The organism is Cohaesibacter celericrescens, assembly GCF_002866925.1.
GTDB classification, from domain to species: Bacteria; Pseudomonadota; Alphaproteobacteria; order Rhizobiales; family Cohaesibacteraceae; genus Cohaesibacter; species Cohaesibacter celericrescens.
Genome location: NZ_PKUQ01000010.1, coordinates 112,495 through 125,138, shown reverse-complemented (window position 1 = coordinate 125,138; position 12,644 = coordinate 112,495). Strand labels below are relative to the sequence as shown.

6 protein-coding genes are annotated in these 12,644 nt (G+C 51.6%); all 6 read left to right on the top strand.

Annotated elements, in window-relative coordinates:
- Positions 1 to 154 precede the first annotated feature (154 nt).
- Positions 155 to 2,134, top strand: coding sequence for a transketolase (gene tkt, locus C0081_RS06050; RefSeq protein WP_101532915.1), 1,980 nt, complete (start codon positions 155 to 157; stop codon positions 2,132 to 2,134).
- A gap of 529 nt (positions 2,135 to 2,663) precedes the next feature.
- The gene (locus C0081_RS06045; protein ID WP_180966776.1) at positions 2,664 to 4,439 is read left to right on the top strand and encodes a S1 family peptidase; all 1,776 of its coding nucleotides are present in this window, start codon (positions 2,664 to 2,666) and stop codon (positions 4,437 to 4,439) included.
- 1 nt (position 4,440) lies between these two features.
- Positions 4,441 to 5,694, top strand: coding sequence for a hypothetical protein (locus C0081_RS06040; RefSeq protein ID WP_101532913.1), 1,254 nt, complete (start codon positions 4,441 to 4,443; stop codon positions 5,692 to 5,694).
- Between the two features lie 8 nt (positions 5,695 to 5,702).
- Positions 5,703 to 8,819: a virulence factor SrfB gene (locus C0081_RS06035; protein ID WP_101532912.1), complete on the top strand. Its 3,117-nt coding sequence runs from the start codon at positions 5,703 to 5,705 to the stop codon at positions 8,817 to 8,819.
- A gap of 13 nt (positions 8,820 to 8,832) precedes the next feature.
- Positions 8,833 to 11,574, top strand: a complete 2,742-nt coding sequence (locus C0081_RS06030) for a virulence factor SrfC family protein (protein WP_101532911.1) — start codon at positions 8,833 to 8,835, stop codon at positions 11,572 to 11,574.
- Positions 11,575 to 11,609: 35 nt separating this feature from the next.
- Positions 11,610 to 12,629, top strand: a complete 1,020-nt coding sequence (locus C0081_RS06025) for a hypothetical protein (protein WP_146006415.1) — start codon at positions 11,610 to 11,612, stop codon at positions 12,627 to 12,629.
- Positions 12,630 to 12,644: the final 15 nt, after the last annotated feature.

The window sequence follows — 12,644 nt, the reverse complement described above, 5'->3', positions numbered from 1 at the left end:
AACCATTCGCATAAATATACGAAAGGAAGATCCCTGAACTCATTTTAACCAGAATTTTGCCGGTTAGGCAGTTGATAGGGTCTTGGGTGGTGAGAAAATCTCATTCGCCTGAAGGTCTTGCAGTCTGAATCGGTGCGATTGGGAGGTCCAGACCATGACTGTTCATATGAAAGATATGGCCAATGCTATTCGCTTCTTATCAATGGATGCAATCTTAAAAGCCAATGATGGCCATCCGGGCACGCCACTCGGCGGCGCTGATATTGCGACGGCGCTTTATGCTAAACACCTCAAATTTGATCCCCAAAATCCAGACTGGCCCGATCGCGATCGTTTTGTCCTTTCTGCTGGTCACGGCTCTATGCTGATCTATTCGCTGTTACATTTGAGTGGGTATGAACATTTTGATCTTGAGCAAATTAAAAACTTTCGTGTTTTGGGCTCCAACACGCCTGGTCATCCAGAATATGAAGGCGATAATGGGATTGAAACCACCACAGGTCCGTTGGGGCAAGGCATTGCTAACGCCGTAGGTATGGCGATTGCCGAGCAGAGCCTGAATGCACGTTTCGGTGATGATATCGTTGACCATTACACCTATGCCTATACTGGTGATGGTTGTCTGATGGAAGGCATTGCCTCTGAAGTGATTGCTTTGGCTGGATATCTCAAACTCGGCAAACTGGTTTTCCTTTGGGATGACAACCGCATGACGGATGACGGTTCAACCGATCAGGCTGTTATTGAAGACAATGTTGCCCGTTTTGATGGGGCTGGATGGCATACGCAGAGAGTGGATGGACATGATGCAGATGCTGTGGCTGCGGCTATTGCAGCAGCAAAGCAGGATGATCGCCCATCGATGATTGCTTGTCGTACCTTTATTGGTTTTGGTATACCGCGCATTCAAAATGATCGTGCTGCTCATGGTGGTAAATTGTTCCCCGAAGACTCCGTGGCTGCGCGTGAAAATTTGAATTGGCCGCATGAGCCCTTTGTTATTCCAGAAAAAATCCGGCAGGACTGGGCCGCCGCGGGACTTAATGGGGCCAAGGAACGCCAAGCGTGGCTTGATCGTTGCAGCAAGATGCCTGCCGATAAACGCGCTGAATTTGATCGCCTGATGAATTGGCATCTGCCCAAAGACTGGAACGCCACACTTAAGGCTTTCAAAAAAGAAAATGCCGAAGACCCAACCGCCAAGCCGGGCATTGCTGCGTCTGGAGATGTGCTCTCGCTTTTGGCTGATGCCATTCCCGAGATCATGTCAGGTGCTCCCGATCTGGAAGCTGCGACCAAACACAAACGTCAGTTAACGCCGTTTACCAAAGATGATCGGAGTGGGCGCTATATTCACTATGGTGTACGTGAGCATGCCATGGGTGCGATTATGAACGGCATGACGGTTCACCGCGGAGTTATGTCCGTCGGGACAACCTTCCTGGTCTTTTCAGATTACATGCGTCACACCTTGCGCATGGCGGCCTTGATGGGAATTCCGGGACTGTTTGTCTTTAGTCATGATTCCATTGGCATTGGCAAAAATGGCCCCACCCATCAGCCGGTTGAAAGCCTCGCTTCTTTACGCGCCTACCCCAATATGTGGGTGTTCCGTCCTGCCGATCCCGTTGAGATGGCCGAATGCTGGGAGCTTGGTATTCAACATCAAGATGGGCCAACAACCATCATTTGTTCCCGCCAACCTCTGCCTCCGGTTCGCACCGTGCATACGGATGAAAATCTTTGCGCACGCGGCGCTTACATCCTTGCCGATGCCGAGGGTGGCCCCCGTCAGGGCACCATTTTTGCCACCGGTTATGAGGTTTCAATCGCCATGGATGCTCGTAAGATCCTGCAGGAAAAAGGCATTCCGACTGCGGTCGTCTCTATGCCGAGCTGGGAATTGTTTGAGCAACAGGACGAGGATTATCGTGACACAATCATTGGCCGTGATACAGCGCGCGTTGCTGTTGAAGCGGCTGTCCGGTTGGGTTGGGATCGCTATATCGGCGAAAAAGGCAAGTTCATTGGCATGAGCAGCTTTGGTGCTTCCGGTGACATGGAAGATGTCTTTAAGCATTTTGGCATTACACCAGAAGCCGTGGCTGAAGCAGTTCAATCCCAGTTGGGTTGACTATGAATTGGTGGGCGGCCTCTCCGGTCGCCCATTTTATACTGCGATTTTTAATCACTTGAACGGATTGGAATAGATCCCGGCAGGTGCAACTACGACTGTTTTTGATATTTGGCCCTAGCGTCCTCTACCGTTTCAACAGAGAATGCGGCATGAAAGGGCTGTCACCTGTCGCGTAAGGAAATCCATCACAAGCGATGGCCATTATTTGAATTCCAATTCCACATCCCAAGTTTTTTCCTGAAGATTTTATGAGAGATCAGCGCGGGGGCATTCGCTCCGTGCGGCGATTGCAGGTGTGCTGTCTGGAGGCTCAGGAGCGATACTCTGTCCTTGTTCGACAGCATGGGCTTGCATGCAGGTTTTTGCTTGTAGAGCGAATCAGTCAATCAAAACATCAATTACAACAAATAATTGCATTGCTTGTGTGAAATGTGGTTAAAAAAAGATTAACACACTTCAATTTTAGGTTTAAGTGCGCTAGAGGTGTTTATACTCGGTTTGGTTGATGGTGCGAGGGGCGGAAACTGTGAGTGGACAACAGTCTTTCCTAAAAAGCGTAAGATATAAGGGCGAACAGGAAATTCGATTTCGTACCCGTCCTATTCTGGATACCTATGAAGATGGGTTGGACTATCTCGCTTCTCACCTCCCTCGCTACTCTAGGATGTTTTCAGAACCGGCCGTCAAGCGGGATGGTGCTGGTGAGCTTTCAACCATAGCATGGTACTCTGATGAGGCCGGCCAAATCCAGGCATGGGGAAGTTTGGATCAAACCAACAAGGTTCGTGTTGCTGCTGTCTTGCGTGCATTTTTGAGCGATCTGCTTGATTGCGTCCGTCGCACCAATGATGAACAGGCAAAGATGCTCGTTTGCTGGTTGAATATTCTTTCCTTCGATGATGATTTGATTGTTGTGAATGGTCACCCGATTTTCACCAATTGGGGCATCGTTCCGGCCGGTGGTGCCGACTATACTGACAAACTGGCGCATCACCTGTTGCATGGACTGGGGCAGTTCCTGCCTGAGGACTATGACGCAAGCCAATTGGCGATGATGATGATTGGTGATCCGGTGTCCTCGCAAAAGGAAGCTGGACAACGCCCGGACAATGGACAAGAGCAACCTCCTGCTGATGCATTAGATCCGGTGGCACAGAAGCCTGCGGACATAGATTCTCTAAACTCGGATGTTAGCAAGCTGGCTTTTGGCCATGCTGGTGACCAAACCCGCGCAGGACGGACAGGGCCGCCGCATGGTGCCGCGCCTGATGGTCTTGAAACCAAGGAGTCGGATCGCCGCAGTGCTTGCTGGTTGCCAGTGTTAATCGCCTGCATCGTAGCTCTTTTGTTGTTATTGCTCATGCTGGTCCCCGGGTTTCTGGTGTATCCGGGCACATCAGGTGCATCTGCGCTTTTGACAGATGGTGCAATACGCCAGTCTGAACAGGCTTTGTTGACGCGGATTGGTGACCTGAAATCACAATTGTCTCAGCGTACATGTGTTGCGCCGCCTGTGGCTGCCGCTCCGCCCCTGTCTGAGCAGTTATCTCCTCAATCGAAGGACAAGCCAAAGGAGGCCTTGCCGTCGGCCACCGCGGTTGTCGATGTTGTGCCTTTGCTGGAAGCTGCGACAGTGCTGGTTGTTGCTAGTGATTCAAAGGCCAACATGAGCAGCGGCAGTGGTTTTTTTGTCTCTCCGGACAAAATTGTCACCAATCGGCATGTGGTGGAGCCTGCAAAAAATGGTCAGGTACTCGTCGTCAACAAAGCTTTAGGTGGTGCCAGAAGGGGGAAGGTTATCGCGACCAGTTCCTCCAAGGAATTCGGGGAGCAGGATTATGCCCTCATTCAAATGCTTGGGGAGCCCGCCAAACGCTTTCTGCCAGTGGCCTTGAAATCGGACAAAGGCCAACAGATCTACGCCGCCGGGTTCCCTGCCATCTTTATGGAAACGGACGAGCATTTTATCAAGCTGTTCGCTGGAGTGGTTACGGCAGCGCCGGATATGGTTTTGACGCAAGGCATCGTAACGGTGTTTCAGGATAGCCCTTCGGGCAATAAACTGGTGTTGCATTCAGCCGATATTTCGCCAGGCAACAGCGGTGGGCCGTTGGCCGACACTTGTGGTCGTGTTGTTGGGGTTAACACTTTCATCAAAACCAGCACAGAACAGCAAATGCGCCTGAATTTTGCACTCAAAAGTGACAGCTTGCTAAGTTTCCTCAAGGCAAACGGTGTGACCCTTCAGCCTGAGGATACTTCTTGTTCTCCGCAAATGCCTCGTGCCCAGGCAGGCAAGTAGCATGGCGCGTAGTATCAAAATTGCATCAACCAAATCAGCAGATCTTGCCCCGATCGGTGGTCAGATTGAACGCGATTTTGAGCGTATTACCGACTTTGTCAGTCAGCGGCTCGGGATGGACTGCGCCTCAATCTTCACCGAACCAGTCAGCAACAAGGATGGTTCGCGCATTGATTGGTATGCAAACCAAGGTGGGCGCGCAGAACCCTTCGATATGTTGGATGAGGAGCGATCAGCTCGATTGCTTGAGGCATTGTCTTTGATTGAGGGACAGATTGAGGCTTGTGCACAAGACCTTATAGCCAGCTCGGTTTCTGCGGATCGCGCTTTTGGTCGTGCTTTGCTTAACGCTATTAGCATCCCCAATCAGTCCCACATTTATGCGTTGGGCGACAAGCCGGTGCTGGTGGCTTGGGGCTATCGGTTGGCAAACAGAAAAGCCTATCGTGGCGGGTTGAAAAAGCGCGCTCCCATAAAAAAAGCCGCTGTTGCAATGGAGGCACCACAAACAGTTGCGCCTGTCCCGCCGGACGTGGCGTCAGTCGTCAAGGAACCTAAGTCCAGGCATTCTTGGGCCAAGTGCATGACAGCTTTTTTATGGATGCTACTGGCACTGCTCATTGGCTTCATTCTGTATTTTCTGTTTCAAGCATGTGCTTTTTCCTTTCTGCCGTGGTTCAATCAGTGTGCTGGTTCCAACGCCGGTAAACTGATGCGGCTGACAAACTTGCAGCAAGAAATCCGTGTTTTGGAAAATGCCGTCGCCTTCAAAAATGAAAACTGCCTGCCCTTGGTGGATACAGGCCCCGCGCTTTCAGACAATGAAATCACGCAGCGTCTCGACGATAGAAGCGCTGGCAATGGGGCTTTGCAGGTCTCATTGGCATGGAACGGTTCCGCTGATCTCGACCTAGCAATCAAATGCACAAGTGGCGTGCTCTGGTTTCGCAATCGCCAAGCTTGCGGTGCCAGCTTGGATACAGATTCAAATGGTGGAGCAAACATCACGCTTACCCCCGTTGAAAATATCGTCTGGCAGGGCGCATCGGACATTCCAGCGGGCGATTTGCCGATTTTTGTGACGCTTTACAGTCACAAACTCCAGCCTGCTCAAGATGTGCCCTACACGATCCGCGTCGTGCGTCGGCAAGGAGCGGAAATTACCTCGCAATATTCCATCAATGGTAAAGCCGGTCGCGATCAGATCAAACAGGTCGTGCGCATCGGATCGGCCAGCGAAAAGAGAGGCCAATAGGTAGAAGAATGACCATTTTTGCCGACATAACTTTGGTTCCCTTTTCGGGCATCCAGTTCGTCTCTAACAGCTTTGATATAAATCGTCTGAATGCTTTTCGCTTGCATTTCATTGAGCGGCCCTACCCTGACGAGGCGACAGAAGAAGGGGTGCCTTGGAAATTGCTGCAAGGGTGGAATGAAGAAGACGCAAATGAAGACCCGCCCAACGTCGAGCAGGGAGATGATCTGGGCTACGACATCAATAAAATGGGTGCTCTGGAACCCTTCATCGGCAAATGGGTGCCAGTTCCCTATTTGCGCCGTTTGCCAGGACGTGGTGTCGACAGCGAGCACAATTTTGACAAAGGTCCGACCAATTGGGCGCGAGCAATGGTTGTGCGGGATACAGACCGAAGCTCTGAAGATGGTCTGTGGTATAAGGTTGTTTTTGCTTTTGATACTGCATTGGCAATGGAGGAAGACGAATCCGAGCAAGCCGCTGGCGACATGTCTCGACCGGACCAGCAATATGTTGCTCCCCGTAAGTTGGATGTGGAAAATCCATGCGAGTTTCGCTTCGTTTCTTCGATGGACAAAATCGGTTGGTTTTTGTCCAATCCCCAGCTTATCGAAGGTGACGACGAGCCTCAGGATTTTCAGATCTGGGTGGCCGAATGGCTCGAAGAACTGTTCGATGAATATCACGACAAAAAATCCAAGGGCCGCAAGAAGGAAAAAGAATATCACCTTGAACATGCCGCCCGCTGGATCGCGCTGATACAGCTGCTGGAGAAAACCATTCAGCCGGGCATCGTGCGCTTTGTTGATACCATTTCAGAGAATAGATCAATTCGTCCGGTTGAAGTAGATCTCGTCCTTGATGTGGGCAACTCTCGTACCTGCGGTATGCTGATTGAGAATTATCCAAACGAAGATTCCGTCGAGCTGAATAATTCTTTGATCCTGCAATTGCGCGATCTGCAACAGCCATGGAAGCTTTACAATGAGCCATTTGAAAGCCATGTTGCCCTGTCGCAAGCATGGTTCGGCAAAGAAAATCTCTCGCGCCTGTCAGGTCGCAGCGACGCTTTTTTCTGGCCCACAATGGTGCGGGTCGGACCGGAGGCTTCGCGCATCAAATCGACCCAGTCGGGCGCAGAATCCATCATCAGTATGTCGGCTCCCAAGCGCTATCTATGGGATGTTGCGCCGGTTAATCAGCCTTGGCGCTTCCCGCAATCGGATTATACCGACGAGGGTGATATGCCGCCGGTCGGGCGCGTCTCGCGGCGCTATTTGAACGCACATGGCGATGTCTTGTCTCAAGTCCGCAAAGATAAGGATTTGTTTGCGGCCCTGTATCCCAGGGAAAGAGTGGCGGATTATAACCGGCCAAGCCAGCAGCTTAGCTATTCGCGCTCGTCTTTTTACGGTTTTATGTTGGCCGAAATCTTCTTTCAGGCGATGGTGATGATCAACGATCCCGCTGTGCGTGCAGAGCGACGCCAAAGCGAAGCGCCACGGAGTTTGCGGCGCATTATCCTCACACTACCAACCGCTTTGCCGGTACGCGAGCAGCGGATTATGAAGGCCAGAGCAGAAAGCGCCATCAGCTTTTTGTGGGATATCATGAAATGGAGCGAAAATCCGCCCCCCGGCGTGGTGCGTCCATCGGTGCATGTGTCTTGGGATGAAGCAAGTTGTGTGCAATTTGTCTGGCTCTATGGTGAAATCAGTCGCCGGTTTGGCGGGCACATCAAAGAATATTTTGATATGAGCGGCAAGCCGCGTCCACGCTTTGAAACCGATGAATTGCCCGAACCTGACGCGGTGCCAGAGCCTTCTCTGCGGGTCGCTAGTCTGGATATTGGTGGCGGCACCACTGACCTGATGATCACAACCTTCTTTCAGGATGATGACCGTGCCATCGTGCCGGTTCAGACCTTCCGCGAGGGAGTGCGCATTGCGGGAGATGACATCACCAAAGCCATCATTGAACGCTGTCTTATACCGGTGCTTGAAAAAGCGCTGACCGACTATGGCGTGAAGGAGGCCCGCATCCGGTTGCGCGATCTGTTTAACGGGGATCGTGCCAATATGGCTGAACATCAGAAACATGCGCGCCGCCAATATGTGCAGCAGGTGTTGGTGCCCGCAGCACTGGGTATCATGGAGCGTTATGAGGATTCAGGGGAAGATCGCTATGAGGTCATCCATGCGGCAAGCATGGCAGAGCTTATCCGGGATTCCCTTCATGTTTCGCCATCTGTGCTGCATTATCTGCTGTCAGATTTTGATCAAGATCCTGAAGCGCCCTTTGACATTATGTCGATGATGGTGCCGCTCGATTTCAAACTGGTGGCCGATGCCGTTCATGAGACATTGGATGTGGTGTTTGATCCAATCTCGGAAGCCTTGTCTCATTTCGATTGTGATTATGTACTGCTTTCTGGCCGCCCGACTAAATTGGCAGCCGTGCAAGAAAGCCTGCTGAACCGGTTGTTTATCGGGCCGGATCGTCTGCTCCCCATGGGTAAATATCGCGCTGGAAACTGGTATCCCTTCCGTAGTCGCGACAACACACAAATTGGCGATCCCAAATCTTGCGCTGTCGTTGGCGGCGTTTTGTGCGCGATGGCTGAGCGCAGCATCGCAAATTTCATGCTCTACACACATATGCTGCAAGCTCGGTCCACCACACGCTATATCGGTGAGTTGGAAAAGGACATGAAGCTGCTGAACGACAATGTGCTGTTCACGTTTGATGATCTGGCTAGCAATGGCACGGCGACAGAGCAAACGCTCAAACTCTACACAGAAGGCCTGATCGGTTACCGGCAATTGCCCTATGAGCGCTGGGTCACCTCTCCGCTTTATCATTTGCGGCTAGAAGACAGCAAGCCACCACGACCGATCGAGATCACTTTGACGCGGGATCAAGTTGAGGAGCTGGAAGATGAAGAGCGCCCCGACGAACAAGCTGTCAAATTGATGAAGCACGAAGCCACCAAGGAAGACCTGCGCATATCAGACGCCATCGATGCGATTGGCGGCGATGTGTCCCGGTCGGTGTCCATATCCTTCAGGACCTTTCCACTGGCGCAGGGCGACTACTGGCTCGATTCAGGTATCTTGAGTATTTAGCGGATCAGACAAAATGATGAATATTAACAAGCAATTGCTGGATGATACGCAAACGGTTTCGACCGCCGCACAAGATGGCATCATTTGGTTGGATAATCCCGCCAACATCGAACGCATCGGCGAAGCCAGCAATTCGATAGCCAAAGACCTCAAACGTGGTGTTGTCGAAGCACAGCGACTGACCGAAGCTGCCAGTCGTCCTATGGCCGTGGCGGTGTTTGGGGCTAGCCAAGTTGGTAAATCACATTTGATCTCGGTCCTCGCGCGCTCTGATGATGAGCTGTTTGCCATGTTCGATGGCGTGGATGAGCCAGTTAGCTATATCAAAAAAATCAACATCGACAAGGAAGGCGAATCGACAGGACTTGTCACGCGCTTCACCATCCGCAGCGAGACCACACCGTCAGGCTTTCCTGTTTGTCTGCGCTGGCTGTCCCATGCTGACATTATCAAGATCATCGCCAATGCCTATTTCTTTGATGGGCGGCCAAACAGTTTCCCAGAGCGCAGCGATATTGCCGATCACATCAAGACATTTCGGGGCAAGGACGATAATGCAAATTTCAATGGTCTCAAGCTTGAAGACATCTGGGACTTGCAAGACTATTTCAAGCAATATCTTTCGGCGTCAGCCTTAACCGCAAAGCTCGATCCCTTCTGGGCTGCTGCGGCAGAAACCTGCCCCCGATTGACAATCGAGCAGCTGGGACGATTTTTCTCTATCCTGTGGGGCGGGCAAGAGGTCATCACCAAACTCTATGTTGATTTGGTCAGCGCGCTTCAAAGACTTAATTTTCCCAAAGAAGCTTTCGTACCATTGGCTGCGATTGATGCAACAAACACTGATATCACCAGCATTATCACCGTGGCCGGTTTGAGCGATTTGTCGCAAGGGTCCAGCGAACAAATTGAGGTGCGATCCAATACCGGTGCCGGAGCCGCGTTACCGCGTTCGACTGTTGCGGCTCTGACCGCTGAAATCTGGATCACGATTAGAGACAAGCCTTGGGATTTTTTTGATCATACGGATTTGCTCGATTTTCCCGGTTATCGCAGCCGTGGGCTGAAGGCGGCCGATTTCGACGGGGATGATGAAGCCGAAGGGCTCACGGGTATTGCCAAATATCTGGAGCAGAATGCCGACAAAACCCTGCAGACGCTGCTGTTGCGCGGCAAGGTGGAATATCTGTTTCAGCGGTATGTGGCGGAGCAGGAAATCACCTCCATGCTATTGTGTGCTCAGCCGAATAATCTTGATGTCGACCAACTGCCTCAAGTGGTTGCCAAATGGATCGCCGCCACCCACGGCGCGACCCCTATGGATCGCATCGACAAGGAAAGCTTATTGTTTTTTGTATTCACCAAGTTTGATTTGCATTTCAAACAGAAGACCAGCGACAGCTCCTTTGGGTTGGAAGGGCGATTGGAAGGGGCCATCGACAATCCACTGATCCAGTCTTATGGCAACAGCGCGGACACATGGGTGAAAAACTGGACACCGGGGGCGTCCTTCAAAAATAGCTTTTTGATGCGCAATCCGAACGTTCTTAATGGTGAGATTTTCGACATTGCTGATGAGCGCGAACAGGCGATCCTTGATGGCAAAAAAGACTTTCTTTCGAACCTGAAAACCACCTTTATCAATGTGCCATCGGCCATAGAGCATTTTGCAGATCCTGCTCGTGCTTTTGATGAAATGATGGAGCTGAATGACGGTGGTGCGAGCCATATCGCGCGCAATCTTGCCCCAATTTGTGAACCCGAAATCAAAGAAAAACAGATCAAGTTCAAACTCGCCAAGCTCAAGCAAAGATTGTTCGAGCGCCTCTCGCCTTTCTATGTCAGTTCCAACACGGACACGCGGCTGGAAGAGCGTTTGGTGGTGGCAGATCGGGTGCTGCAAGAGCTTTATGTTTGTGACGAGAATTTCCGGTTCGGTTCCTTATTAAAGGGCTTCATGATTGAGGCAGGGGACTTGGCCGATCGCCTTTATGACGCAAGCCTGTCTCGCGTCGTGGAACCCAAAGCGGATCAAGCTGTAGCCGATGCTCCGCAATCGACTGTGAGTGCTGTACCAGCGCGTCCGCGCCCGGGGGCAAACCGACCGCGACCCAGACCTGGCGCAAGTCGGACATCCGGCTCCGCGGCACCTTCGTCTGTTGCATCCTCGGTCACGGCTTCAGCTTCCGAAGAGGCGCGGCAGGCTGTGCGCAAAAGTCGCGAACGGTTGATGGCGGAGGCCGCAACCGCCGCGATGATCGAAAATCTATTTGACCGTGCGGATAACCCCAGTTTTTCTATGATGACCGGAGTGTCGGGTGAAGGGCTTCGCGAGATCGCTAAAGAAATTGCGCAGGCAGGCCAGAGGGTAGCGCTCGCCGATTTGCTGGAAAAACAAATCGAGCGCATTGCCTTTGTCGACCGCAGGGATGAACTCATCGACAAGGCAACTGTTGCCGCCGAACGTTTGCTCAATGGCTTTATATCAGATCTGGGCATGACGCGTTTGCCTGAAGAAAAGCGCGCAGCGATTCAATATGAGAGCGATAGCAGACCTGTCTTTAAAGCGCGACCAATTGCCTTTGACGCCAGCGGCATTGCCAGCGAGGCCGAGCCCTTTACCAGCCGTTATGTCGACGACTGGATCCATGCCTTCTACAAAACCGTTGAGGACAACGCAAAAGGCGGGACTCTGGATGTTGATCCAATCCTCAATGCCAAGCTGGGTGACATTATCGCTCAATTCTCCAACTAAAACACCAAAAGAGCCGATCAGGGACGCGATATTCCATGACCATAACTTCCGCACACAGAGAGCACGGACCGGGCCACGCTTGGCTCGATATTGGACAAGACGCTTCGCCACAAATGCGAGTGGTTGTGGAACGCGAAGCCGACAAAGATCGGTATTTGGGATTGGATTGTTGGCAGAGTACGCCACTAGAGCTGGCTGTCGAAGACGCCTCTGACAACAGATTGTTGTTAGGCCCCAATGTTGTCGATCATCTAAAAGAGGGCGATTTTATCAAGATTACAGTGCCTCAATTGGCGGCAATGGTCGAAGATTTTTGGCCCAATGTGCCGATCTCTGGTCGTCGGGGTGTGGGGTCGGGGCTGGTTTCATCTCAGCCTAAGAAGAAAAATAAGGGTCGTGATAATAGCGATGCGATAAGGAAAAATGCAGCGGCGTTCTCTGCTGGTCTGGAAACTGAGAACGAAGAAGCCCCTCTCGAAAATTTTGGCGTGGGGGAGGATACCCGACTATCCAAATGGAAGCTTTTTGCTGTGGTCGCAGGCATGTGTTTGCTGTGGATCGGGGCCGGAGTGTTTGCATGGCTTTATTATGATGAGCTCTCAGCCCTTTGGGGTGAGGAGCAGAGTGTTGTTGCTGAAGCTCAGCAACAGCTCCCCTCGCAAACATCCACAGCACCGGTTCGGGATCGTGCTTATTGGCAGAGCATGTTGGTCAATGAAGAATTGTCGGGTGACCAGCTCTATGAAGCCGCGCATGAGACATCCTCTCAGCCTGATTTGCTCGACATATCGGATGATTTTTTGCGTCTGTCTGCGGGCAAAGATCATGCCTTAGCAATGCGAGAGTATGCCGAGATCTTTGACCCCACAAAGGAAATAGCAACACGGCAGGATGCGATCAAAAATCCGCGCACGGCGCTTCAATATTACACCCAACTGAGCGCCAATGGGGACAATTCTGTGTCCACCGAAATCGACGATTTGTGTCAACTGCTAAAGCCCAAATATTACGAGGATGCAGAAGCACGGACAACCTTTGATGACTATTGCAGCTAGCAACTTGCGGGACAT